The sequence below is a fragment of the Nostoc sp. FACHB-190 genome (assembly GCF_014696905.1).
Taxonomy (GTDB): Bacteria; Cyanobacteriota; Cyanobacteriia; order Cyanobacteriales; family Nostocaceae; genus Nostoc_B.
In genome coordinates, this window is record NZ_JACJQW010000016.1 from 58,234 (window position 1) to 84,413 (window position 26,180).

General features: G+C 43.1%; 19 protein-coding genes. 11 read left to right on the top strand and 8 right to left on the bottom strand.

What is annotated here, in order from left to right; translation table 11 throughout:
* Positions 1–135: 135 nt before the first annotated feature.
* From H6G28_RS18035 to H6G28_RS18045, 3 genes are all read right to left on the bottom strand, one after another.
* Positions 136–1,026 carry a fimbrial biogenesis chaperone gene (locus tag H6G28_RS18035; RefSeq protein WP_190589116.1) on the bottom strand — a complete coding sequence of 297 codons (891 nt, stop codon included), beginning with the start codon at positions 1,024–1,026 and terminating at the stop codon, positions 136–138.
* A 19-nt stretch (positions 1,027–1,045) separates the two neighbouring features.
* Positions 1,046–1,510, bottom strand: a complete 465-nt coding sequence (locus H6G28_RS18040) for a hypothetical protein (RefSeq protein WP_190589118.1) — start codon at positions 1,508–1,510, stop codon at positions 1,046–1,048.
* 196 nt (positions 1,511–1,706) lie between these two features.
* Positions 1,707–2,303 (bottom strand): hypothetical protein, encoded by a 597-nt coding sequence (locus tag H6G28_RS18045; protein ID WP_190589119.1) that lies wholly within the window; start codon positions 2,301–2,303, stop codon positions 1,707–1,709.
* A 505-nt stretch (positions 2,304–2,808) separates the two neighbouring features.
* Between H6G28_RS18045 and H6G28_RS18050 the strand changes: the two genes are divergently transcribed.
* From H6G28_RS18050 to H6G28_RS18060, 3 genes are all read left to right on the top strand, one after another.
* Complete coding sequence (locus H6G28_RS18050; RefSeq protein WP_190589121.1) at positions 2,809–4,221, top strand: sensor histidine kinase; 1,413 nt, start codon at positions 2,809–2,811, stop codon at positions 4,219–4,221.
* Between the two features lie 196 nt (positions 4,222–4,417).
* Positions 4,418–4,897: a DUF2267 domain-containing protein gene (locus H6G28_RS18055; RefSeq protein ID WP_190589123.1), complete on the top strand. Its 480-nt coding sequence runs from the start codon at positions 4,418–4,420 to the stop codon at positions 4,895–4,897.
* Between the two features lie 144 nt (positions 4,898–5,041).
* Positions 5,042–5,896, top strand: a complete 855-nt coding sequence (locus tag H6G28_RS18060; RefSeq protein WP_190672854.1) for a hypothetical protein — start codon at positions 5,042–5,044, stop codon at positions 5,894–5,896.
* Between the two features lie 216 nt (positions 5,897–6,112).
* On the opposite strand, the gene H6G28_RS18065 is transcribed toward H6G28_RS18060, so the two are convergent.
* Positions 6,113–8,170: a coiled-coil domain-containing protein gene (locus H6G28_RS18065; RefSeq protein WP_190672857.1), complete on the bottom strand. Its 2,058-nt coding sequence runs from the start codon at positions 8,168–8,170 to the stop codon at positions 6,113–6,115.
* 312 nt (positions 8,171–8,482) lie between these two features.
* Positions 8,483–9,382, bottom strand: a complete 900-nt coding sequence (gene hslO, locus H6G28_RS18070) for an Hsp33 family molecular chaperone HslO (protein WP_190672860.1) — start codon at positions 9,380–9,382, stop codon at positions 8,483–8,485.
* Positions 9,383–9,595: 213 nt separating this feature from the next.
* Between hslO and H6G28_RS18075 the strand changes: the two genes are divergently transcribed.
* Positions 9,596–9,985 (top strand): hypothetical protein, encoded by a 390-nt coding sequence (locus tag H6G28_RS18075; RefSeq protein WP_190589131.1) that lies wholly within the window; start codon positions 9,596–9,598, stop codon positions 9,983–9,985.
* A 10-nt stretch (positions 9,986–9,995) separates the two neighbouring features.
* Positions 9,996–10,529 carry a hypothetical protein gene (locus tag H6G28_RS18080; protein ID WP_190589133.1) on the top strand — a complete coding sequence of 178 codons (534 nt, stop codon included), beginning with the start codon at positions 9,996–9,998 and terminating at the stop codon, positions 10,527–10,529.
* Positions 10,530–10,854: 325 nt separating this feature from the next.
* On the opposite strand, the gene H6G28_RS18085 is transcribed toward H6G28_RS18080, so the two are convergent.
* The 3 genes from H6G28_RS18085 to hisD all read right to left on the bottom strand — a co-directional run bounded on the left by H6G28_RS18085 (position 10,855) and on the right by hisD (position 13,394).
* Entirely contained in the window at positions 10,855–11,442 is a 588-nt protein-coding gene (locus H6G28_RS18085) for a Uma2 family endonuclease (RefSeq protein ID WP_190672863.1), read from the bottom strand.
* A gap of 19 nt (positions 11,443–11,461) precedes the next feature.
* Entirely contained in the window at positions 11,462–11,893 is a 432-nt protein-coding gene (locus H6G28_RS18090) for a universal stress protein (protein WP_062290373.1), read from the bottom strand.
* Between the two features lie 199 nt (positions 11,894–12,092).
* Entirely contained in the window at positions 12,093–13,394 is a 1,302-nt protein-coding gene (gene hisD / locus H6G28_RS18095) for a histidinol dehydrogenase (RefSeq protein ID WP_190589137.1), read from the bottom strand.
* Between the two features lie 632 nt (positions 13,395–14,026).
* On the opposite strand from hisD, the gene rpsT reads away from it, so the two are divergent.
* The 6 genes from rpsT (at position 14,027) to H6G28_RS18125 (ending at position 26,145) form a co-directional block, all read left to right on the top strand.
* Positions 14,027–14,320, top strand: coding sequence for a 30S ribosomal protein S20 (gene rpsT, locus H6G28_RS18100; protein ID WP_062297364.1), 294 nt, complete (start codon positions 14,027–14,029; stop codon positions 14,318–14,320).
* A 69-nt stretch (positions 14,321–14,389) separates the two neighbouring features.
* A complete protein-coding gene (locus H6G28_RS18105) occupies positions 14,390–15,175 on the top strand; it encodes a TatD family hydrolase (protein ID WP_190589336.1) in 786 nt (261 codons plus the stop codon).
* A gap of 737 nt (positions 15,176–15,912) precedes the next feature.
* Positions 15,913–19,212, top strand: coding sequence for a DNA-directed RNA polymerase subunit beta (rpoB, locus tag H6G28_RS18110; protein ID WP_190589139.1), 3,300 nt, complete (start codon positions 15,913–15,915; stop codon positions 19,210–19,212).
* Between the two features lie 118 nt (positions 19,213–19,330).
* Positions 19,331–21,208: a DNA-directed RNA polymerase subunit gamma gene (locus H6G28_RS37395; RefSeq protein WP_190589141.1), complete on the top strand. Its 1,878-nt coding sequence runs from the start codon at positions 19,331–19,333 to the stop codon at positions 21,206–21,208.
* 100 nt (positions 21,209–21,308) lie between these two features.
* Positions 21,309–25,370 (top strand): DNA-directed RNA polymerase subunit beta'', encoded by a 4,062-nt coding sequence (locus H6G28_RS18120; protein ID WP_190589143.1) that lies wholly within the window; start codon positions 21,309–21,311, stop codon positions 25,368–25,370.
* A gap of 226 nt (positions 25,371–25,596) precedes the next feature.
* Positions 25,597–26,145, top strand: coding sequence for a GIY-YIG nuclease family protein (locus H6G28_RS18125; RefSeq protein WP_190672867.1), 549 nt, complete (start codon positions 25,597–25,599; stop codon positions 26,143–26,145).
* The last annotated feature ends 35 nt before the right edge of the window (positions 26,146–26,180 follow it).

Sequence of the window (26,180 nt, forward strand, 5' to 3'; positions counted from 1 at the left end):
TTGATTGCAGAGACAGACAAGGTAACTAATTTAAAAAACTAGAGAATTTTGGTTAGATAACTGGCAAAATCTAGATAATGTGAGGAGAGATTAGAAGATTACCAGAAGTGAGAAAATCAATTCTTAAACAGTATATTATTTACTTCTGGCTGTAACTGTAAAAGGAATACCCTTATCAATTGCACTGCCATTTAAATCACCATTCACATCTAAAACATATTGCCCAGGAGGCAGTTTTTTGGTGATATTTAGTATTAATTGACGGCGCGTACCTGGCAAAACAGGTGTTGAAGGTAGCATTCCAGCATCCAATACACCATCTGGCTTCTTATTTTTTTCTGCTTGCAAGTTAGCTATTTGCTTAGTACCACTTGCACCAGGATATTTATTAGCAGACCAAACAGCATATTGACCATTCATTCGCACATAAGCATTACCTTGGCTAGAAATGTCAAATGCAGCTTTTAAATTATTAGATTTACTATCAACCGAAATTGAATTCAGAACACCTACTTTTTTGATACTGCCAACATAACCATAGACAGCAACACCAAAACGTCCTAAAACTTTAACGCCAGAACTGGGTTTTTTCTCCTGGTTAGACTTGACTTCTTCGACAAAGATTAAAGCACGGTGTTCTCCAGCTTGAGGTTTAACACGAGGACGAACTGAAAAACGCACGGTTTGGGTTTTGCCAGGAGGAAGAGTAAAGCTGACAGGGTTGACAGTAATCCAGTTATCTAGAGATTGCTCGGTTGATTTTACAGGCTGAATTTCATTTTCTTCGTTAAGCATCCAACCTTGGATATAAATCCTAAATGTTGCAGGTTGATTATCAATATTCACGACACGAAAAACCTGAGTTTTAGGTTTTTTATCATCAAGTTTTAATTCAAACCTGGGCGGGCTAACTCCAATTGCTATTGCCAGGACATGGTTGCAATTAAAAGCAAATGTGCTTAGAGTTAATAGCGCGGTAGCCCCAATTTTATAAAGTCTATTCACTAATTCTTGCTGCTGATTCATTGGTTAATTGCGTTAATATTTAAATCCCAGTAAATGTCATCTTTAATATTCCTGAATAGGAGCCAGAAGTCTTAATATCGGAAAAATCTAATTTAAAAGTGGCTCCTCCTTCTAGAATCCTCTTCGCAGAATTAGGATCTAAAGTTGGGTTAATGGGAATAATAGAAACTTTGATTTCTTCACTAATACCTTCTTTACTTAGACTATTCTCACTTCCATTAGCTGAAGTCAAATCATAACTAACAGATATTTGATTTTCATCTTGACTTGCTGTAAGTTCTAATTGCCAGAGTTTTTGGATTGTACGATCCACTGTTGTAGTCAGTGTAGGTGTTGGTAACGATGGGTTGATTAAGTTGGTTTCTATTTTGCCATTGCCTACTTGATTAGACCCTTCAGTGAAAACTTCATTGACTTTGATTGGATCTAGAGTAATTTTACTACCGGGCAAACTAAATTGCCCCCAAGTTTTGGGCTGATACAAGAGAAATACAGACAAAAATGTGCTAATAAATAGTAGGCGTTTCATCAGATGCTTACCTGACTAAATCAAAGAATGACCTTGAGATATTAAGTTCTGGGAAGAGCATTTAACCTAATGTCATAATTTTGCTCTGAGCCAGAACTTGCCATTTTTACCTATTGGTTTAGATGCAACTCAAGGCCAAAATTTACTATGTCTAAATACCTGTAGCTGTGATTCTCAAAGCTTCTCCTGCTGGTGGAGAGTATGTACCAGATGCTAAGGCGTTTGCGAAGTTAAATCCAAACTGTACATTTCCCAGAATGGGATCTTCGCTTGTATCAAGACCCGGAGCAGCAGCTGATTGAGCTGAGGTAGGTGAGATTACAGAAATGGTTATCTGATTGCTAGATGAGGTATCACCATTCAGATAAAGTATTCCAGAACCGTTATATGCAACGCTATGTTCAATCTGATTATTTGTACCAGTACTTGTACCCCAAATTTTATAAACTAAAACGTCCCCTGTTTGTATCGTTCCTGAAGTAGCAGTTAAGGTACCAGGATCAGGAAGAGGTGTATCAACGCTACCATCAGAGGTAAAGTTTCCAACGGTGTTTTGAGGAACTCCAAAAAACTCTGAGCTATTTGGTTTAAAAGTCAGGCTTTGGTAAGTTTGGATGTAAATAATCTCTGGTACTTCGACTTGGATTGGTACATCAACAAATGCTGCTTTAACAGGTGCAGATAGTAAAGTATTTGCCAGAGAGGCTGCACCGAGAGTAACTGCTGCTAATAAGAAGTTCTTTTTCATGGGGGCTAAATAATTACTCTTTAGAAAAAGATGACAAAATCAATGTAGCCGTTGTAGCAAAAATAGCACCTCAGAGAATTTACCAAAGTCTACGCATTTTACATATATTTCCCTTGTTGATAATTCTCTATAAAGTTACTGTAAAAGCATATTTTTTTATGCCTAATTACTTCTTAAGTATTTTGATATAAGCTGAGTTAATATTTTTCTGTCTACAGTGAAAATACTATTCTTGCGCTAGGTAAAATATGATTTTATCAAGCAGTTTATAAGTTAAATTTAGGATGCGGTTGTAAAGTTTTTACTAAATTAACTGCTACGTTGATAAATTTAGAATCAAGATATTTGGTTTTGGTTTAACTAGGACTTAAGCAGTAAGACGAAAAATTAAGGATTTGGGATAGTTTCAAGGGGTATGGGAGTGTAAGACCTTGTAATCTAATATATTCTTAGCTATTAGTGACTGTTATCAATAAATCTACTTAAGTAGATTTGGGTTGCAAGTATGTTTCAAGCTACTCGTCGTCGGTTGGCTATTTGGTACACTGCGGTAACTGCTGTGTTGTTATTGCTGTTTGCTAGTGGTGTGTACTTATATGTTCGGAGTACGTTGGTGGAGCGAATTGACGATACTTTAAATCATGTGGTGGAAATTGTCGAGCGATCGCTTGTCATTGAGCCAGTAAATCACGAAACTGATAAACTCCGTATTAATGTAGAAGCCAGTTTTCGCAACAATGCCAATAATGTCGATGATGACCACATTGACTTGGAATGGTTTAGTCCTACCGGGAAATTACTTTGGTCAACTTTCTCAGAACCTTTAAATATTCCGATTCACGGTAATCATACTGGTGAAACAGTCCGTATCCCCAAATCAGACCAGTGGGGAGACTCGGAACTATCTTTGCGTCAAGTCACCCAGCGCGTAGAATTTGGCAGACAAGTATTAGGATATCTGCGTGTTAGTCATCCGTGGTTTGAAGTTACTAAACCCAGCCGTCAGCTAATTTTAGATTTAGCATTGGGAATTTGGTTAATGTTACTGTCTGTCGCCGCAAGTGGCTGGTTTCTGTCGGGGAAAGCAATGGAACCTGTGGGTGATTCTTATCAAAGACTCAAGCAATTCACGGCTGATGCTTCCCATGAATTGAGAAGTCCCATTACTTTGATTCAAACTAATGTACAAGTCGCCTTAAGTGAATTGGAGTTAGTTGAAACAGAGGTGAGTAGTTCTACTAACTATCGTCAACAATTAAAGGTAGTGGAACGACTGACCCAACGCTTAGGTAAGTTGGTAAATGATTTATTATTTTTAGCAAGACAAGATAGCGGCATCAGTAAGGATACATTTTCACCTTGTCCTTTGGATGCTTTACTGATGGAAGTGATTGAAGAACAACAACTTCTCGCTAGTGAAAAAGACATTGCTTTAAATTTACACTTAGTTGATCCGCCACTGGCGGAAACGAGTCCCGAATTACTAGAAAATTGGTTCACTCTCTTAGGTGATTGGGATCAACTAGTCAGACTATTGACAAATTTAATTAGTAATGCTTTACGCTACACCCCGGCGGGTGGTAAGGTAAATGTCGAGTTAACACGCCAAGAAGGAATCAGTCGGGTATCGAGGATGCGTGTCAGCACGGCTCAGTTACAAATTAAAGTGGGTGATACTGGCGTTGGTATTCCTACAGAAGCATTACCCAGGTTGTTTGACCGTTTTTATCGGGTAGATCCGGCGCGTACTCATAAAAAAAGTGAAAGCACAGCTACAGATAGTGCTACAGGTTCAGGATTAGGACTAGCGATCGCTCAAGCTATTGTCGAACATCACCAAGGTCAAATTCAAGTTGAAAGTAGCCTTGGTAAAGGTACAACTTTTATTGTCACTCTACCCGTAACTCTAGAGTCTTAAATTTTTGTTTATTGTTTTGTTTCCTGTGACAGATGAATAGATTTGGCATTATTTACTAACTTAAATAGTAAAGCTTGCATTTTTAAATCATAACTTTGAGCGAACACAGTTTACTGTTTACTCTGATGAGTATTCCATAAACTGCTGATTTGTTTTGCCCAAATGCAGCTAAAAATAGGTTATTGGAGCAGATGAGATGCCAACTCCCATTGCAGACAAAAATTTACCTTTTTTAGAAAAGGTAAAACAAAATAGTGGTTTAGCTGACCTTTACGATGCTAGAGATATTACAGAAGTAGTATTTCGCGTGATGCGTGACTTGATGACTACAGAAGCGGCTGACAGAGTTGAAGGTGAACTACACAAACCAGTCGAAGAAACTGAAGACAAATCTCTGCAAATGGAAATTGCCGAACTGTGGCATGATACTAATCCGATTGTGAGCTTTTTGAGTCGGGTACGTCCACCCTGGCAAGGCCCTGGCATTTTTAAAATTGATAGCGATCGCTTTTTATTCCGTGTCGCCAATGAAGGCACTATGCCACCAAATGTAGACCGTGAACAAGTTGTCAAAGCCATTTTTTCTGCGACAAAAGATGAACTTTCCCAAGAAAGAATTCAAGAAATTGCTAGTTGGCTTCCAGGTAGAGTTCGTCAAATTTGGGAAGAAGCTTAGATTTTCCAATCTGCTTGACTGAAAGATGTGAACTATGAATTTTTATTAGTTATTTGTTCTTGATAAACACAAATGACTAATGACAAATGAAGGACTTTTCAGAAAATTATTAATCCCCGATTTACTCAGGAGTAAAAGCTAAATATGAACTCTCAAAAATTACAGAAATTTACTGGCATATTCAGTGCTGTTTGCGGTGGTTTATTAATTAGTTTACCTGCAATTTCGCAAACAGCAGTAGCCCAACAATCACCTACTGTCACACCACAACAATCTACTTCTAAGGTGAACCCTTGCCCTCGTATTTTTTATGAAGAGCCACACAATAGCCGAGTTGTAGTACCGCAAGGATGTCCACCGAATGCCCTCACTCAAAGATTAGCTAATCAAGGACTGTTACCTGAAAATAGCAGCACAACCACCACCTCTACATATCAAACAGGATTAGGTGTGGGTGGTGAAACACCACAAGCTGGTGCGAGTAAAATCAATCCTTGTCCTCGGATTTACTATGAAGAACCTTTCAACAGCAGAAATGTTGTACCTCAAGGTTGTCCACCTAATGCTTTCTCTCAAGGACAAGGAAACATTTCTAGCCAAGGTGTACCAGTAAGTCCCCAGGTGTCTACCGGTGAAACTAGTACCACTCAAACCCCTTTGCCATCTCAACAACAAACACCTAGTGCAACGATCGCCCTGGCCAATGGTAAAGTTGATGTGAGATTGATTAACGATACTGGCGCTAAAGTTACTTACCAAGTTATTGGCGATACAGAAGCGCGATCGCTCGAAGGTAAGTCCAATGTGATGTTACAAGGTATCAGCGCCCCAGTTACAGTCACATTCCAACGCGAAGACGGCGGACTACTGTTAGTCACACCCCAAGCTTCTACTACACAAACAGGAATGTTAGAAGTAACTTTAAATGAAGCAACTGACTTAAGCCAAGACACTAAGGCTATGCGAATTCAACAAAACGGTTCAGTATTCTTGAATTAGTTTTGATTGGGAGTTGGGAGTTTTGATTGGGAATAGGGTGAGGCTCCCCAAAACGGAGAAAGGCTTTGAATCTTGCTCCCCTTCCCTGTCTTCGACACGCTGCGCGAACGTAGGGAAGGGGTTGGGGGTTAGGTTTGAGAGAAAGTTGCACACAGCATTAACTAAAAAAGTTCTCAGTATTGTATTTCCCAACTCCCAACTCCCAACTCCCTCACGTCACAAATTAGTCCCCTCGGTAGTTGATGACGGTAACAACGGTTCTGGTTGTGGTACTGGTTGAGGATTTAACAATTGCTGCCAATTTTTAATTTGTTCTTGTGCTGTACCGTAAGCACTCGTACCTCTAGGAACCAACTGAGCAGTTTCAATGGCTTTGCTGAGATTAGAACTACTCTGAGAGCGGGCTAAGTCTAATAATTGTTGACTCCATTGGTCAATAGCGACATTTGCATCCAAGCGCAGAATATTACTGCTGGGGACTTTATTCGCTAACCGAATTGCCTCAACTAAGGCATCTGGTGTACCCACAGCCGCAACTTGTCTGGCTCTGTTCCAGTTATCTTTGGCGCGAATTTGTCCTCGCCAATCATCAATAGCTGCTTGAGCTTCCCCAGAAAGCGCCCTTCCTGAAGATGCAATTGTCTGTGCGGCGTTAATTGCGGCGTTTAAATCTCCAGTTTGAGCCAAGTCTCGTGCTTGGTCTAAGTATGGTTGGTCTTGGATGCGTTCGATTTTCGCAGTCCAACTGTTAATTCTTCTGCGTGCTTCTGGATATAATGCCCGACCTTTACGGATTTGTCCCGCTTCTGCGATCGCAGCTTGTAAAGAGTTGATATCCTCTAATAAGGCTATTTGTTCGGCACGTTCTAAGTAGGGACGGTCTTCAATGGTTTCCACTTGAGATTGCCAACGTCCGACTTCTTGCCTAGCTTCGGAAGAACGCGGATTATTAGAGGGAATTTGTTGTGCTTCAATAATTGCGGCGGCTAAGTCGTTAATTGTACCTTGGCTGGCTAATGTGCGTGCTTTTTCTAGGCGGGAGACATCTTCAATTTCCAATTGCCAACGGGCAATCAATTGTTGGGCTTTATTATAGTTGGCGCGGGAAGGGTCAATTTCTTGTGCTTGGGCGATCGCAGTTTCTAAACTAGAAACTGTACCTAGCCACGCACTGCGTTGGGCATCTGCTAAAGCAATAAAGTCTTCGACATCTGCTTGTAATTTAGTAATATCAGGAATTTGTCGCGCAATTTCTAAAGCTGCATCTGCATCTTTGGCATCCATCTTAGCTTGCGCCAATTCCAGCATTTTGCGCCCATATAAAGGAATCGACTCTTGGGCTTTATCATAAAAATAACTGTCTTTGCCAATCGATTCCGCAACTTTGATTGCTTCTAATAAGTTATCTACTACTTTGGTTTTGGCTAAACTATCAGCTTTATCTAACTTATCGCCATCTTCCCGCACCGATACAATCAAGCGGTTGATTTGGTCGTATTTAGTACTTGACCAATATTTATTATCTACCCGCAGTAATTTCGCTGCCAACATTGAGGCTGATTGCCAGCGTCTTTGGTTGAGTTCTTCTTGTATTGCTTGATAAATTTCGTCAGCTTTAGCCCAAATCGATTCCCACTTTGCAATTTTCTCGTCTACTAACTTATATACAGGCAAGTCTTGGGGAATTTTTTGGGCGGTGGTAATTGCTGCTTCTAAATCTCCGGCTTGAAAACTTTGATCTGCTAACTGTAAAATATCCCGCGACCACTCCTCAATAAACCGATCAATTTCTCCCCGCAGTGGGTGATTTTGTGGTAACTGTCGAACTAAGGCGATCGCTTGTAATAAATCATTTACTGTCTGCTTAGAAGCTGCCAACTGAGCGCAGTGCAGCCGCACCGAAGCACTCGCCAACGGCCAAAAAATCGCCGGACAGTTAGGAGCCGCAGGCAATTTTAACAGCATTGCCATTGCGATAAACCCGATACTGCCAGGAATCAATGCTAACATTGTTGCCCATAACATCCAGCTTTTCATCCAGCGTGGCAAAGGTCTGGAACGTTTGCTAGGTGGAATGGTTTCGGCGGAATGATGATCTATTATTGGTAATCCTTCTGGATTATTTTCTGTTTGTTGTTTCACTGACTTAGAGTTAGAACCAGTAGCTGGGATGCCAAATGTTTGCGCTTCACCGAAGTGTGGTGTTCGGTTTGTGTGATCTGGCTCTCTAGCTCTAGCTGGAGACCAATCTTCTGGAATATCCCGCTCTGTCATCTCTCACACCAAAAATTTATTAAATAGTAATTGGCTCTAGGTCAAACAATTTTGGATTTTGGATTTTAGATTTACCTTACCCACAAGAGGGATATAGTTTAAAAATTTTATATAGGTTCTGCCCTAACGTAGCGGGGCTGGAACCAAAAAACCAATCTAAAATCCAAAATTCCAAACCTCAAATTCGCAGGGTCAACAATTCAGTTGTTGCCATAGTAACTTTCTCATTGTGAAAAAGCTACTGTTTTTCCGAACTTTCTCCTGGTATACCTTTAACCTTGGCTAAAATCAGTGTTATTTTATACTTAATTTTCAACCAGAAGATTCTGCTTGTAAATCAACAATTAATTGTGCTAAGTGATCACTACTTGCTTGATAAACTCTGCTACAAAAATCGCAAGTAGCCTCAGCACCATTATCTTTCGCAATCATGTCTTGTAATTCCGCTTCTCCTAAAATCTTAAGTGCGCTCAATACCCGGTCAAAAGAACAACTGCAATGAAAACGCAACATCTGAGTTTCGGGAAATATTGACAAACCCATATCTCCCAACAAATCAGTAAAAATTTCTGGCAGGGTCTTACCTGCTTGTAACAATGGGGTAAATCCTGATAAGGCAGCCACCCGTGATTCTAAAGTTTCTACTAATGCTTCATCTCTAGCTGCTTTTGGTAAAACTTGGACTAACAATCCTCCAGCCGCAGTTACTCCAGTCGCACCCACAAACACACCTAATACTAAAGCTGATGGTGTTTGTTCTGAATTTACCAGGTAATGCGCCACATCATCGCCAATTTCTCCAGATACTAGTTCAACAGTACTAGAGTAAGGATAGCCATAACCAATATCCCGAACTACATAGAGGTAGCCACTACCAACTGCACCGCCAACATCAAGTTTACCTTTAGCATTAGGTGGCAGTTCTACAGACGGGTTGCTAACATAACCCCGCACTGTTCCATCCAAGCCCGCATCTACCAATATACCACCCAAAGGGCCATCGCCTTTCACCCGGATATTAATCCTCGAACCAGCACGCTTCATATTAGAAGCCATTAATAAACCTGCTGCCATAGTCCGTCCCAGTGCGGCTGTTGCCACATAAGAAAGTTGATGGCGCTGCCGAGCCTCTTCTGTCAAGCGTGTAGTGATGACACCCACTGCACGAATCCCACCTTCGGCTGCTGTTGCGCGAATTAACTGATCCGCCATGAAAAAACCTTACATTTCTTAACAACTTCACTGTTTCTATTCTAAGTTCTCAGTTACCATCCAGGTGGGTGGATGCTCAGTGGCGATCGCATTTGCAATACTAGAAATACAATTCATTCAAGAATCTAGAAGTCAGGATTCAGAATGCAGAATTTTATGGCTTCTCGCTTGTGAATACTTTTTTGTCGTCCTCACCTTTACAATTCGCAAAAAATGCTAGGTAATTTTCAACAAAGTCAACTACGGATAGAAATCGCAGCATCAGCCAGCGCCATTGGTGATAGCTTGCTACGTCCAGCACAATTAGAAAAATGGCTCTTAGGGCAACGTTTTAACCCCGGAATGCCCGAAGAAATTTATCCAGGATTCCAGTTTACAAGCTGGACTGGCCCTGTCTCCATTCATCATCAAGTGGATGTAGTGCAGTCCAATTGTCTGCGGTTGCTACTCAGTGGCGGTATTGACGGTTTTCATGAATGGTACTGGGGCGAAGGTTGGGTACAGTCCCGCTTGGAAGGCATTTCAATGTTACCTATAAATTTAGGTCAAACCTTGAGTTTATTGAGTCTACGGCAGTTTTTAGCTCAGGCAGAAAAGAGGTAAATAGTGAGATATGCGTCAAATTCTAGTAGTTTCAACCACAGCAGCAATCTTACTATCGTTAATGGCTGTTTCTTCTGCCAATGCCAATAACCAAGAAGAGATAGATATTAACAGAGTGGTAGAACATGAACCAGTAGGACAAATAAAACCCAACTACTCATACCCTGATAATTCCAATAAGGATAAAAAAGAGTTTGATAAAGTCAAACAAATATTAGAGCAAATGAAAGTTAAGGACGGTTTGAAGTTAAAATCAATCAAACTTGTGTCCTACAGTGATTATATTAATTTAATCAGCAATTCTAATTCTGGCAAAATTGAAAATTACCAAGTACATCCAAACAGACAGATGTTTTTAGTGGAAATACATGCACCTAATGGCTACAAACTACCCAAACGAAGAGAATCAAAAATTTATGGTATCACTAAAAACAATCCCCCACTTGAATTTAAAAAAGCAATACTTTACCAAGTATTTGATGCTGAAACTGGCAATTTATGGAGTACGAATGTAAGAGACGTGCAAAACCTAGAAGATTATTAACTCATTTCTGCTAAATTTTTGTAGACTCATAATATAGAGATTGAACATTAGACAGGTTCTATCCATTCATCTGTTTATTATGTAATGCCCTTTAATCTTCCGCAGATAACAATTGCTCAACTGTTAATTGTAATTCGGGAAAAGTTGTCGATAAAATTCTTTCTGAACCGACAAATTCTGTAGGTTAGTATAATTCATCAATTAATGTAAAAACAGGTGTAGATTGGGTGGAGGAACGGAACCCAACAGAGTCTTGAGAATGTTGGGTTCCGCTATCGCTACACCCAACCTACTATTATCTTAACTGTTTATTATGCAATACCCTTTAATCTTCTACAGATAACACTTGCTCAACTGTTAATTTTAATTCGGGAAAGGTTATCGATAAAATTCTTTCTGAACCGACAAATTCTGTGGGTTCATATAATTCATCAATCAATGTGAAAATGGTCACTTTATTGATTAATGGATCAACAATCCAATATTCTGGAATATTCAGAGCATTATATTCAACTCGCTTGGCTCGATAATCTACAGTTTTGGTTGATTCGCTGACAACTTCTACTACTAACAATGGCGGTGGTTCATTAATTTCAATCACTGCTTCTCGGTTTCTTAATTCTCGCCATTGAGGTAAGGGAATAATCACGACATCAGGAATTCTGGAGGTGTCCCATTTACCTGCACGGGGAGAACGCACGCCAATCATCATTTGTTTGGCAGTCCAATCAAAATTTAGTCTAAGAATTTCATTTTGAAAACATTGAGTAATAAATCCGATAATTGCCTCGTGTTGCCCACTTCCCAAACTTATATGAATTAATTCTCCATTGACTAGTTCGTAACGAGTATCATTGCCATCATTGTATTTTAGATATTCGGCAAAAGAGAGTTTTGGGGTAGTTGTAGTCATATTGCTGTTACTACCATTGTTAATTTTTACTGGGCTTCACCACTAATACAGAACAATTAGCTTCTTCTACTACTTGACTACTCACAGAACCCTGGACAATGCGCTTCATTCCAGTTAATCCGCGACTCCCAATAATAATTAAATCAGCTTTATAAATATTAGCTAGGCGAATAATTTCATCGGCAGGTTCGCCAGTGACTAATTCTACTGCACTGTGAATCGATATTTTTTCTTTGTAAGATTGGAGTTGTTTTTCGATTTGGAAATAAGATAATGCTGGAGATTCTGGATGAGGACGATCTGCGGGTAGTTCCATCTCTGAATCTGGTGTCGGAAATACGTGACACAAAACGACTTTAGTTTCTGGTGATAATACCAAATCATCCAAAACCTGAATGACACGTTCTGCAATATCCGAACCATCCAGAGCTACCAATATATTATTCAGCACTGCCCTCGTCTCCTCAAAAGTAGACCCCTGAAACTCTATTACTTACACCAATAATATTACTGATGGAAGCTCAGGTTTTGCTTATTTTATGTATGTTGGGCGATCGCCAATCGCTTTGCCGCCATACAGTTTAATTTTCTAGTGTGCAGCCCCAGGTTAGTTTTTACTAAAAGTGTTGGAAAAAATTAAGCATTCCTCATTACTCATCTTTTTGAATCCGCCGCCGGACTGAATCAGCGTGGGAAGGTAGTCCTTCTGCTGTTGCTAGTGCATCAATTGCCCCAGCCATTTTTTGCAGGGCTGTGGGTGAGTATTGAATAATACTGGAGTGTTTGAGAAAGGTTTCTACACTTAAAGCTGAAGTATAACGAGCTGCGCCAGAGGTAGGTAAGGTATGGTTTGGCCCTGCTAAATAGTCACCAACAGCTTCTGGTGTGGAGTAGCCTAAAAATATCGCGCCAGCATGGCGGATTTGCGGCAAAATAGCCCAAGGATCTTTGACTTCCAATTCTAAATGTTCCGGCGCAAATTCATTGGAGAGTTCTGCTGCGGCTGCTAAAGATTCTACCAGCACAATTAAGCCGTAGTGAGCGATCGCTTTTTCTGTATCAATCCGCCTGGGGTGATCAACTAATTGTCTTTCCACCGCGACTTGGACATTTTTTGCCAAAGCCGGATCTGTAGTTAATAAAATTGCTGCTGCCATTGGATCATGTTCGGCTTGGGCTAACATATCAGCAGCCACATGCACCGGATTGGCAAATTCATCAGCAATAATTAACACTTCGCTCGGCCCTGCCAGCATATCAATGCCCACAGTACCATAGACGAGTTTTTTGGCTAAGGTGACGTAAATATTGCCTGGCCCGGTAATCACATTAACTTTCGGAATTGTTTCTGTCCCATAGGCTAAAGCGGCGATCGCTTGCGCCCCGCCAACGCGGTAAATTTCTTCTATTCCGGTTTCTTGGGCCGCCACTAGCACGGCTGGGCTAATTACTTTCCCCGCCCCTGGTGGTGTCACCATCACAATTCGGGGTACACCAGCCACCTTTGCTGGAATAGCATTCATTAACACCGTACTGGGATAAGCCGCACGACCACCAGGAACATATATCCCGGCTCGGTCTACTGGGGTGTAGCGTTTACCCAAGACTACATCATCTTCCCCAAAGTTTACCCAACTTTTGGGGACACGTTGACGGTGAAATGCTTCAATTTGCCGAGCCGCTAACTGAATCGCTTGGAGCAATTCTTTAGAGACTTGCTGATACGCCGTATCTAGTTCCGAACCCGTAACGCGCAGTTCTTCCAGCTTCAAGGTTTGGTGGTCAAATTCAGCCGTATAGTGCAGCACAGCTTTGTCGCCTTGGCGCTTCACCGTTTGCAACACTTCCCGCACCGTTGCTTCTTTATGAACCACTTGTTCGTCATGGGTGCGATCGCAGATACGTTGTAGTTCTGCTTTAACATCTGCCTGCTGAGTAATGATTCGCAGCATGGAGTAAGGAAAATGCCAAAATTTTAGATTATTCCCGCTTGAGAATTAGTCTGGCTCTTGACCCCCAAGAGGGACGAGTTTCGCTTTAATTCTCATCTCTAGCTTAACCTGGATTTTTTTGATACTCCCCAGGATGCCAGCACATGGATGAGTTAATTTATATGATCTAATTGCCTCAGTTCGACTTGCCTAGTGGGCTTTTGGATAGAAAGCAGGAGTGTAGTTCTACCTATCTTTTCCCTCTATGCCTTACTTGCGGTGGTTTTCTTATGTCGATACATCCTGATTTGCCAATCCAAAAGTCAGTATAGGGTCTGAGTATAGTTATTACTAATTTGATAATTTATTCAGGTACTTTATTCTAGCTTATTTCCAGGGTTCGGCACAGAATTTCACTGACCTACCAGATTGGTTCAAATATACTATAGGACTTACGCAATCAAACGAAAAATCAAGGATGTAGGTGTTCAAAATCCTTATACCCACTCTTCACAGACAACCTTTGAGCATCATTCCGCCCCTTCAAACCAAAGCAAGATTTTTTTGAGAAATTCTGATATTGGCAAGATGAATGCTATATTAGTAAATCTAGTAGTGTGTGTACATATTAAATAGTCTTTTTGGAATCGACTGTGGCGAATACAAAGTCTGCTCTTAAACGCGCCAGTATCGCAGAACGCAATCGGCTGCGGAATAAAACCTACAAGTCAGCTGTTAAGACGCTGATGAAGAAATACTTAACTGTGGTAGAAACCTACGCAGCTAATCCTACGCCCGAACTCAAACAAGAAGTTGAATTACGGCTGGCTGAGGCTTACAGCAAAATCGATAAAGCTGTAAAGCGTGGCATTCTGCATCCTAACAACGGTGCTAGGAAAAAATCGAGATTGGCTCATAAACTCAAGCCAGTCGCAACCGCACAGTAGTAGTCACTTGTCATTAGTCATGCGTTGCAGCAAAAACTAATGACAAATGACAAAGAACAAAAGACAAAAATGCAGCTGATTGACACCCACGTTCATCTTAACTTTGATAACTTCCAGCCAGATTTAGCAGCAGTGCGATCGCGGTGGCAAGCAGCAGGGGTAGTACGTTTAGTACATTCCTGTGTAGAACCATCAGAGTTTTCCAGCATTCAAGCAATTGCCCAGCAATTTCCTGAACTAAGTTTTGCTGTAGGGTTACATCCTTTGGATGCCGAAAAATGGCAAAGTGACACAGCCGAGAAAATTCAATACTTGGCAAGTTCCGACGCAAAAGTGGTGGCAATTGGGGAAATGGGGCTGGATTACTACAAAGCCGAAAACTATGAGCAGCAGCGCATAGTATTTTCCGAGCAATTAGCGATCGCATCAGCACTGAATCTGCCCGTGATTATTCACTGTCGAGATGCGGCCAGTGATGTCAGGGAAATTTTGCAAAAATGGCAGGAAATTACAGGCGGAAGAATGCGGGGTGTCATGCACTGCTGGGGTGGAACACCAGAGGAAACCCAATGGTTTTTGGATCTGGGTTTTTACATTAGCTTTAGCGGGACTGTAACATTCAAAAACGCTAAAGAAATTCACGCCTCAGCCGCGATGGTAAGTAGCGATCGCCTATTAATAGAAACAGACTGTCCCTTTTTGGCTCCTGTTCCCAAACGGGGTGAAAAACGCAATGAACCAGCTTATGTCCGCTATGTGGCGGAAAAATTAGCCGAGTTGCGGGGAGAGACTGTAGAAGCGATCGCCCACCAAACCACGCAAAATGCTTGTAAACTATTTGGATTGGCTCTTTAAGTAACTAACTGTTGCAATTGTCGGGTGTGTACTCAGAATGAAAAACTCAGGAGGATAAAAATATGCTAATATTAATGCCTCCAAAACATTTTGCTTGCGTCATAATGATAAAGGAAGAAACCACAAACTTTTAAGCTTAATATATTGTTATCAACTTGACCATCCTCCACTCTCCACACACGGATGCTCGGAATCAATGAATCACCATAGCAACCGACATTGAGATAAAATTTGGCAAAATATACCCTGCTTTGTATCTAAAACTATAGAAAATTGTTAAAAGTACTTGTCTTGTGAGTAAAACCCACCAAAATAAAGCCATTTTGATTCAAAGCCAGCATCACGCGGCCGATTATCATGATCTTTTGATATTGCCGTGAAGATCAGCGTGCTTAATTTAAAGATTTAAGATGCAAAAATTTTGAGCTGCGTAAGCTACTTACGCGCTTGGGAGGGGAAGTGAGGAAAATAAATCAAAGGCAGAACTCTCTCAACCTGTCGTTGAGAAATCAAGTTAATAGCTGGTTTATAACCGCTATTTATAGCTTGCAAGGGCGTTTACCCCCCTTGTCAAAATCACCCTGTCCAGATTAAAAAAATGCTGCGGTTATCAGCATGAATTAATAACAGGTGGCACAAGGAGAAGTTCCCCAATGGCTACGGACACTGAAGCGGATCAAGAACCATCCCCCAACAGTGTCCTCTAAAAGTTTAACCAGGTTGACAAAGGTAGAGGCATGAATAAAGACAAATATCTGGAACCCGCCTTTTTGTTGCCCGACTTGATTGAAATTCAGCGAGCAAGCTTTCGCTGGTTTTTAGAAGAAGGGTTAATAGAAGAACTAAATTCCTTTAGTCCTATTACAGACTATACAGGCAAATTAGAACTGCATTTTTTAGGACATAACTATAAACTTAAGGAGCCGAAGTACAGCGTAGAAGAAGCAAAACGGCGGGATAGCACCTACGCAGTACAAATGTATGTCCCCACACGCCTGTTGAACAAAGAAACAGGGGACATTAAAGAACAAGAAGTATTTATTGGTGATTTGCCGTTAATGACCGATCGCGGCACGTTCATTATTAACGGAGCCGAGCGGGTAATTGTCAACCAAATTGTGCGATCGCCTGGAGTTTACTACAAATCGGAAATCGATAAAAACGGTCGGCGGACATATTCTGCCAGCCTCATTCCCAACCGGGGTGCATGGCTGAAATTTGAAACAGACCGGAACGATTTGGTGTGGGTACGGATTGATAAAACCCGGAAACTCTCAGCGCAAGTACTTCTCAAAGCCTTGGGTTTATCAGATAACGAAATTTTTGATGCCCTACGTCACCCAGAATATTTCCAAAAAACCATCGAAAAAGAAGGGCAATTCTCAGAAGAAGAAGCCCTGATGGAGTTGTATCGCAAACTCCGTCCTGGTGAACCACCAACCGTATTAGGTGGACAACAACTATTAGACTCTCGCTTCTTCGACCCCAAACGCTATGACTTGGGTCGAGTTGGTCGTTATAAACTCAACAAAAAACTCCGGTTGTCAGTTCCCGATACCATGCGTGTCCTGACCCCTGGTGATATTTTGTCAGCCGTCGATTACCTGATTAATCTGGAATACGACATCGGTAGTATAGACGACATCGACCACTTAGGCAATCGCCGAGTCAGAAGTGTGGGCGAATTGCTGCAAAACCAAGTCAGGGTAGGTTTGAACCGTTTAGAACGGATTATTCGGGAACGGATGACCGTATCTGATGCCGAAGTTTTGACACCAGCATCCTTGGTCAACCCCAAACCTCTAGTAGCAGCCATTAAAGAATTCTTTGGTTCCAGCCAATTAAGCCAGTTCATGGATCAAACCAATCCCCTGGCAGAACTGACACACAAACGCCGACTTTCAGCTTTAGGCCCTGGTGGTTTGACCAGAGAACGGGCGGGTTTTGCGGTGCGGGATATTCACCCCTCCCACTACGGACGGATTTGTCCCATCGAAACTCCTGAAGGCCCCAACGCGGGTTTGATTGGTTCCTTGGCTACCCATGCCCGTGTTAACCAGTATGGCTTTTTAGAAACACCATTCCGCCCTGTAGAAAATGCACGAGTCAGATTTGATCTAGCACCCGTGTATATGACCGCCGATGAAGAAGACGATCTGCGGGTCGCACCAGGAGACATCCCCGTTGATGAAAATGGCTACATTATTGGGCCACAAGTGCCAGTCCGTTACCGCCAAGAATTCTCTACCACCACACCAGAACAGGTAGACTACGTAGCGGTTTCCCCTGTGCAGATTGTCTCGGTAGCGACTAGTATGATTCCCTTCTTGGAGCATGACGACGCGAACCGGGCGCTGATGGGTTCTAACATGCAACGTCAAGCCGTACCTTTGCTGAAACCAGAACGTCCCTTAGTCGGAACTGGTTTGGAAGCCCAAGGTGCGAGAGACTCCGGGATGGTGATTGTTTCCCGGACAGACGGAGATGTTACCTACGTAGACGCGACAGAAATTCGTGTACGTCCCAAACCAAATTCACCAGAAATTAGATACACCGTTTCTAAATACCAACGCTCTAACCAAGACACCTGTTTAAACCAAAAACCCTTAGTCAGAATGGGTGAGAGGGTAGTAGCTGGACAAGTACTAGCCGATGGTTCCTCCACAGAAGGTGGGGAATTGGCGCTGGGACAAAACATTGTTGTCGCTTATATGCCGTGGGAAGGCTATAACTACGAAGACGCAATTTTGATTTCTGAACGCTTGGTACAAGATGACGTTTACACCTCAATTCACATTGAAAAATATGAAATTGAGGCTCGGCAAACCAAACTAGGCCCAGAAGAAATCACCAGAGAAATTCCCAACGTTGGGGAAGATGCTTTACGCCAGTTAGACGAACAAGGCATTATCCGCATTGGGGCTTGGGTAGAATCAGGCGATATCTTAGTCGGTAAAGTTACACCCAAAGGTGAATCCGACCAACCACCAGAAGAAAAACTCTTACGTGCCATCTTCGGGGAAAAAGCGCGGGATGTGCGGGATAACTCCTTGCGTGTACCAAACGGTGAAAAAGGTCGCGTAGTTGACGTGCGCTTGTTCACTCGTGAACAAGGGGATGAACTACCACCGGGAGCCAACATGGTAGTGCGGGTGTATGTCGCCCAGAAGCGGAAAATCCAAGTCGGAGATAAAATGGCGGGTCGCCACGGTAATAAAGGGATTATTTCGCGGATTTTGCCACTGGAAGACATGCCTTACTTACCAGATGGTTCCCCAGTAGACATCGTACTCAACCCCTTGGGCGTACCCAGCCGGATGAACGTCGGACAAGTATTTGAATGTCTGTTGGGTTGGGCTGGTCATACCTTGGGTGTGCGCTTTAAGATAGTTCCCTTTGATGAAATGTATGGGGAAGAATCATCGCGCCGCATTGTGCATGGCAAATTGCAAGAAGCGCGGGACGAAACAGGCAAAGATTGGGTATATAACCCCGATGACCCCGGCAAAATCATGGTGTTTGATGGCCGTACCGGCGAACCCTTTGATCGACCTGTAACCGTTGGTGTAGCTTATATGCTGAAACTGGTGCATTTGGTCGATGACAAGATTCACGCTCGTTCCACAGGTCCCTACTCCTTGGTTACACAGCAACCCCTGGGTGGAAAAGCTCAACAAGGTGGTCAGAGGTTTGGGGAAATGGAAGTGTGGGCGTTGGAAGCCTTTGGTGCAGCTTATACCTTACAGGAATTGCTGACAGTGAAATCCGACGATATGCAGGGACGAAATGAAGCCTTAAATGCGATCGTTAAAGGTAAGGCAATTCCCCGACCAGGTACACCAGAATCCTTTAAGGTGTTGATGCGAGAATTGCAATCCTTGGGGTTAGATATTGCGGTTCATAAAGTAGAAACCCAAGCTGATGGTAGTTCTTTAGACGTGGAAGTTGATTTAATGGCAGACCAGTCAGCCAGACGTACACCACCACGTCCAACGTACGAATCGCTTTCCCGTGAATCGTTAGACGACGACGAGTAAAGAGTAATGAGTGCTGAGTGCTGAGTATTTAATACCTCAGTATTCGCACTCACAGCTTAGAAATCTCTTGATGGATTACTTTTAACTGAATACTTGACTTATAACTCAACACTTAAGTATGAGAGCAGCCCAAACTAATCAGTTTGACTACGTAAAAATCGGTTTGGCATCGCCAGAACGCATTCGGCAATGGGGCGAACGCACCCTACCCAATGGTCAATTAGTAGGTGAAGTCACCAAACCAGAAACGATTAACTACCGGACTTTAAAGCCAGAGATGGATGGCTTATTTTGTGAGCGCATCTTTGGCCCGGCAAAAGATTGGGAATGTCACTGTGGTAAGTACAAGAGAGTCCGCCACAGAGGAATTGTTTGTGAACGTTGTGGCGTAGAAGTTACCGAATCTAGGGTGCGCCGCCACCGCATGGGGTATATCAAACTGGCTGCACCTGTAGCTCACGTTTGGTATCTCAAAGGCATCCCCAGTTATATTGCCATCCTGTTGGATATGCCTTTGCGGGATGTAGAACAAATAGTGTATTTCAACTCTTATGTTGTTCTCAGCCCTGGTAATGCCGAAACTTTAACTTATAAGCAACTACTGAGTGAAGACCAGTGGTTGGAAATTGAAGACCAAATTTATAGCGAAGATTCTACCTTACAAGGGGTAGAGGTGGGCATTGGTGCGGAAGCACTGCTGCGCTTGTTAGCGGATATTAATTTAGAGCAAGAAGCAGAAAGCCTGCGGGAAGAAATTAGCACAGCTAAAGGTCAAAAACGCGCCAAGCTGATTAAGCGGCTGCGGGTAATTGATAACTTCATTGCGACTGGTTCTAAACCAGAGTGGATGGTGATGACCGTCATCCCCGTGATTCCGCCAGACTTGCGCCCAATGGTGCAACTTGATGGTGGACGGTTTGCAACCAGCGACTTGAATGATTTATACAGACGTGTAATCAACCGCAACAACCGTCTGGCACGCCTACAGGAGATTTTGGCACCAGAAATTATTGTGCGGAACGAAAAGCGGATGCTGCAAGAAGCGGTAGACGCGCTGATTGATAACGGTCGTCGGGGTCGGACGGTAGTTGGTGCTAATAACAGACCACTAAAATCTTTATCTGACATTATTGAAGGTAAGCAAGGACGTTTCCGGCAAAACTTGTTGGGTAAACGGGTTGACTACTCTGGACGTTCGGTAATTGTGGTGGGGCCGAAACTAAATATTCACCAGTGCGGCTTACCCAGAGAAATGGCGATCGAGTTATTTCAACCGTTTGTAATTAACCGCTTAATTCGTAGCGGCATGGTGAATAACATTAAAGCGGCGAAAAAGCTGATTTCCCGTTCTGACCCAAGTGTTTGGGATGTGTTGGAAGAGGTGATCGAAGGACACCCAGTCATGCTCAACCGCGCACCGACACTACACCGTCTGGGGATTCAAGCTTTTGAACCAATTTTGGTGGAAGGGCGAGCCATTCAATTACATCCTTTGGTGTGTCCGGCGTTTAACGCTGACTTCGATGGCGACCAAATGGCGGTACACGTACCACTGTCTTTAGAAAGTCAGGCGGAAGCAAGGTTGTTGATGTTGGCTTCTAATAATATTTTGTCGCCAGCTACAGGTAAACCAATCATTACACCTAGCCAAGATATGGTTTTGGGGGCTTACTACCTGACCGCAGAAAATCCCCATGCTACCAAAGGTGCTGGTAAGTACTTTGCTTCCCTCGAAGATGTGATTATGGCCTTTGAGCAACAGCAAGTAGACTTACACGCCTATATCTACGTGCGGTTTGATGGTGAGCTTGAATCAGACCAACCTGATACAGAACCTTTGGAAGTGACAAATAACGATGACGGTACTCGGACGTTACTGTATAAGTTCCGCCGAGTTCGAGAAGACTCCCAAGGAAATTTGATTTCTCAGTACATACGCACAACACCTGGCCGCGTCATTTACAACAAGGCAATTCAGGAAGCACTAGTAAGTTAGGGGATTAGGCAATAGGGAGTAGGGAGTAGGAAATTTCACCACTCACTACTCCCCACTCCCCACTCCCCACTCCCTGCCAATGACTAAGGACGAATGACTAATGACTAACGAAAAAAAAGTTTTTCGCAATCGCGTAGTTGATAAAGGTCAACTGAGAAATTTGATTTCTTGGGCGTTTACCAACTACGGTACGGCGCGAACCGCAGTGATGGCGGACAAACTCAAAGATTTAGGGTTCCGCTACGCTACTAGGGCTGGGGTTTCCATCAGTGTGGATGATTTGATGGTACCACCAAGCAAGCGCAGTCTTTTGGAAGCCGCCGAAGAAGAAATTCGGGCGACAGAAGCTCGTTATCAACGGGGCGAAATCACAGAAGTAGAACGTTTCCAAAAAGTAATTGACACTTGGAACGGTACGAGTGAAGCTCTCAAAGATGAGGTGGTGGTTCACTTCAAGAAAACCAATCCCCTCAATTCTGTGTACATGATGGCGTTTTCGGGAGCGCGGGGTAATATTTCCCAAGTCCGTCAGTTGGTAGGGATGCGGGGACTGATGGCAGATCCTCAAGGGGAAATTATTGACTTACCAATTAAAACCAACTTCCGGGAAGGTTTAACTGTTACAGAATATATTATTTCGTCTTACGGTGCGCGGAAAGGCTTGGTAGATACGGCGCTGCGGACGGCTGACTCTGGGTATTTGACTCGCCGTCTTGTGGACGTGTCTCAGGATGTGATTATTCGGGAATTTGATTGTGGTACTACCAGAGGTATTCCGATCAAAGCTATGACTGAAGGTAGCAAAACCTTGATTCCTCTGGCAACTCGCTTGATGGGAAGGGTAATTGGCGAAGATGTTGTACATCCAACCACTGGTGAAATTATCGCACCCCGGAATACTCCAGTTTCTGATGACTTGGCGAAAGACATTCAAAAAGCTGGGGTAACACAAGTGGTGGTGCGATCGCCTCTTACCTGTGAAGCTGCCCGTTCTGTATGTCAACATTGCTACGGCTGGAGTTTGGCGCACGCCAAAATGGTAGACCTGGGCGAAGCTGTGGGCATCATTGCGGCGCAAAGTATCGGTGAACCCGGTACTCAGCTGACCATGCGGACATTCCACACCGGGGGGGTATTCACTGGGGAAGTTGCTCAACAAGTACGCTCCAAAATGGCTGGGACAGTCAAGATTCCTCGCAAGTTGCGGACAAGACCCTACCGTACACGCCACGGTGAAGATGCTTTGTATGTGGAAGCAAACGGCATCTTAATTTTAGAACCCAAAAAAGAAGGTAGCGAAACCCCCGTTAACCAAGAAATTCAAGTTACCCAAGGTTCCACACTATACATCACCGATGGTCAACAGGTAAAACAAGGTCAGTTATTGGCAGAAGTCGCCATTGGGGGACGGACAACTCGCGCCAACACTGAAAAAGCGGTGAAAGATGTGGCCTCGGACTTGGCTGGGGAAGTGAAATTTGCCGATGTGGTAGCGGAACAAAAAACCGACCGTCAAGGTAACACCACAACCACAGCCGCTAGAGGTGGTTTGATTTGGATTTTATCTGGGGAAGTTTATAACTTGCCTCCTGGTGCAGAATTGGTCGTGAATAATGGCGATCGCATCGATACCAACGGTGTGTTAGCGGAAACCAAACTCACCAGTCAGCATGGTGGTGTAGTGCGTTTACCCGAAGCTACCCCCGGCAAGAGTACCAGAGAAATTGAAATCATCACCGCTTCGGTAATTCTAGACCAAGCCGCCGTTACTGTTAACAGTTCTCAAGGACGCAACAACTACTTAATTACCACTGGAAACAACCAGGAATTTAACCTGCGGGCTACCCCAGGCACAAAAGTGCAGAATGGTCAAGTAGTTGCAGAATTAATTGATGACCGCTATCGCACAACCACTGGTGGCTTTTTGAAATTCGCTGGGCTAGAAGTCCAGAAGAAAGGCAAAGCCAAACAAGGTTATGAAGTCGTACAAGGCGGTACAATCCTGTGGATTCCCGAAGAAACCCACGAAGTTAACAAAGATATCTCGCTGCTGTTGGTAGAAGATGGTCAGTTTGTCGAAGCCGGTTCTGAGGTCGTCAAAGATATCTTCTGTCAAAACAGTGGTGTTGTAGAAGTCACCCAGAAAAACGACATTCTGCGGGAAGTGGTAATTAAACCCGGCGAACTGCTGATGGTGGATGATCCAGAAGCGGTGATTGGGCGAGATAACACCTTTGTCCAACCAGGGGAAGAACTATTGGGACAAACCGTTACCGAGTTGCGCTACATCCAGTATGTCGAATCCCCCGAAGGCCCAGCATTGTTAAGCCGTCCTGTAGTGGAATTTGCTGTACCTAATACCCCAGATGTACCTTCAACAACATCTGTAAGTCAGCAAACCGGACGTTCCATTCAATTACGTGCCGTACAACGCCTACCTTACAAAGATTCTGAGCGGGTCAAATCTGTGGAAGGTGTGGAACTACTGCGGACTCAGTTAGTGTTGGAAATTGAGCAAGAAGGCGAACAAGACCACAATGCTTCGCCCTTAGCAGCCGATATTGAATTGATTCCTGATGCTGAAGATTCAGAAATCCAACGCTTGCAGTTAGTGATTTTGGAATCATTAGTAATTCGCCGTGACATTGTAGCTGATGCTACCCAAGGTAGTACCCAAACTAGTTTGGAAGTCAAAGACGGCGACACGATCGCCCCTGGGGCTGTAGTTGCACGTACCCAAATCTTGTGTAAAGAAGGCGGGATTGTGCGCGGTGTCCAAAAAGGCACAGAAGCAGTACGCCGTTGCTTAGTATTGCGTCACAGCGATATGAACACCGTGACAACGGCTGCACAACCGAAAGTGAAAGTCGGTAATTTGCTGGTAGAAGGTGCAGAAATCGCCCCCGGTGTATTTGCGGAAGAATCTGGGGAAGTTGTAGAGGTGAAGAATGCGCCTCCCGCAGCTGCTGGTGATGAATCAGCCCTCAGTACCCATAATTATCGGGTGACGATTCGCTCTGGTCGTCCTTACCGAGTCAGTCCTGGCGCGGTGTTGCAAATAGAAGATGGCGATTTGGTACAGCGCGGCGATAACTTAGTGCTGTTGGTCTTTGAACGCGCTAAAACCGGAGACATCATTCAAGGTTTACCACGGATTGAAGAACTTCTGGAAGCTCGGAAACCAAAAGAAGCATGTATTTTGGTACGCCGTGGTGGAGAAGTCAAGGTGGTTTATGGTGATGGCGATGAAGCGATCGCAGTGAAAATTGTCGAATCCAATGGTGTAGTCACCGACTATCCCCTTGGCCCTGGACAAAACCTGATTGTTCCTGATGGTTATCACGTCACCGCCGGACAACCAATCACCGATGGCCCATCTAACCCCCACGAAATTCTGGAAATCTTCTTCAGCTTGGGTTCTGAGGATGGAGTCTACGCTTGCGCCAGCCATGCACTACAGAAAGTGCAAACATTCTTGGTGAACGAAGTGCAGTTAGTGTATCAGTCCCAAGGGATTGATATTGCCGACAAACACATTGAAGTAATTGTCCGCCAGATGACCAACAAAGTGCGGATTGATGATGGTGGCGATACTACCATGCTTCCTGGTGAGTTGGTGGAACTGCGCCAAGTTGAACAAGTCAACGAAGCAATGGCCATTACTGGTGGTGCAAGAGCGCAATATACACCAGTATTGTTAGGTATTACCAAAGCATCCTTGAATACAGACAGCTTTATCTCGGCTGCATCCTTCCAAGAAACAACCAGGGTATTGACGGAAGCCGCAATTGAAGGTAAATCTGACTGGCTGCGGGGTCTGAAAGAGAACGTAATTATCGGACGCTTGATTCCGGCAGGTACTGGTTACAATACTTATGACGAACCGGGTGCGATCGATGATTACTCAACTTTGGATACTTCCAGTGTCTTGGATGAAGTTGATGATCCTCTGGATATGGTGTTAGACGATCGCACTGCCCGCGCCTACAATTTAGATGCGCCTTCCCTGACTGAAGGTACTTATGGTAGCCGACGCACAGGATCAATTTTGGATGAAGATGATTTAATTATCGATGGAGTTCATGAAGTCCACGACCTCATACCTGATGACGAAGAGGATGAATACGAGGAAGTTGACGAAGATGATGATTTCGATATGTAAATCATCAGTGAATAATTAGTTAGGAAAGGCAAGAGAAAAGTTTCTTTTGCCTTTTTCTTTTGACTATTTTGAGAAAATTATGTTTTATCCACAAACATAGTCTTAAACTATGCTTCGACTGTTATATAGTAATTTTCATGGGAATGAATTACAAGAGAAAATAATTAACCGCCGATAAATACCGATGATTTTTTTGTAGAAAATTTAAATTAACAATATTTTATATATGACTAACGAAATAAATAATCCGTCTTTAGCAAATCTAGAATATTTTCCTTACATTGATGCAGAGGGAAAACTCCCGGAAATATTTCAAGGAAAAATAGGTGTGTATGCAATTTTTAATCATGATCAATTGCTCCAGTTTGTCGGATATTCTCGTGATGTTTATTCTAGTTTGCAACAACATTTAGTGCGTCAACCAGAACAATGTTATTGGGTGAAAGTACAAACTATTGAACGTCCTAGTCGGACAGTTTTAGAAAATCTTGAAAATGCTTGGATTGCTGAAAATGGCACAATACCTCCAGGTAATGGTGAAAATAAAGAAAAATGGACACAACCAATTAACGTCAAAAATTTGATGACAGCAGAAGAACAAGCAAGTTATCACAATCCTGCTAATGATGAGTTAGCACAAATCAAAGTTGTCAAAAATGTGGCGCGAAGGGTAGAAGCGGAAATTTTCAAAGTTTTAGAATCTCGTGGGTTGCAATTACAACTGCGGTTTAATCCTAAATTGAAGGAAGAAGGATTACTCGATTTGAAGTCTTGATAAGTAGAAGGAATAAATTAAACCTAACTTAAGAT

Coding starts and splice junctions, on each gene's coding strand:
- H6G28_RS18125 (WP_190672867.1), top strand. CDS start 25,597: ATGACTAACGAAATAAATAATCCGTCTTTAGCAAATCTAGAATATTTT.
- H6G28_RS18045 (WP_190589119.1), bottom strand. CDS start 2,303: ATGAAAAAGAACTTCTTATTAGCAGCAGTTACTCTCGGTGCAGCCTCT.
- H6G28_RS37395 (WP_190589141.1), top strand. CDS start 19,331: ATGAGAGCAGCCCAAACTAATCAGTTTGACTACGTAAAAATCGGTTTG.
- H6G28_RS18080 (WP_190589133.1), top strand. CDS start 9,996: ATGCGTCAAATTCTAGTAGTTTCAACCACAGCAGCAATCTTACTATCG.
- H6G28_RS18065 (WP_190672857.1), bottom strand. CDS start 8,170: ATGACAGAGCGGGATATTCCAGAAGATTGGTCTCCAGCTAGAGCTAGA.
- rpoB (WP_190589139.1), top strand. CDS start 15,913: ATGAATAAAGACAAATATCTGGAACCCGCCTTTTTGTTGCCCGACTTG.
- hisD (WP_190589137.1), bottom strand. CDS start 13,394: ATGCTGCGAATCATTACTCAGCAGGCAGATGTTAAAGCAGAACTACAA.
- H6G28_RS18050 (WP_190589121.1), top strand. CDS start 2,809: ATGTTTCAAGCTACTCGTCGTCGGTTGGCTATTTGGTACACTGCGGTA.
- H6G28_RS18055 (WP_190589123.1), top strand. CDS start 4,418: ATGCCAACTCCCATTGCAGACAAAAATTTACCTTTTTTAGAAAAGGTA.
- H6G28_RS18035 (WP_190589116.1), bottom strand. CDS start 1,026: ATGAATCAGCAGCAAGAATTAGTGAATAGACTTTATAAAATTGGGGCT.
- H6G28_RS18075 (WP_190589131.1), top strand. CDS start 9,596: ATGCTAGGTAATTTTCAACAAAGTCAACTACGGATAGAAATCGCAGCA.
- H6G28_RS18105 (WP_190589336.1), top strand. CDS start 14,390: ATGCAGCTGATTGACACCCACGTTCATCTTAACTTTGATAACTTCCAG.
- H6G28_RS18120 (WP_190589143.1), top strand. CDS start 21,309: ATGACTAACGAAAAAAAAGTTTTTCGCAATCGCGTAGTTGATAAAGGT.
- H6G28_RS18085 (WP_190672863.1), bottom strand. CDS start 11,442: ATGACTACAACTACCCCAAAACTCTCTTTTGCCGAATATCTAAAATAC.
- H6G28_RS18060 (WP_190672854.1), top strand. CDS start 5,042: ATGAACTCTCAAAAATTACAGAAATTTACTGGCATATTCAGTGCTGTT.
- hslO (WP_190672860.1), bottom strand. CDS start 9,382: ATGGCGGATCAGTTAATTCGCGCAACAGCAGCCGAAGGTGGGATTCGT.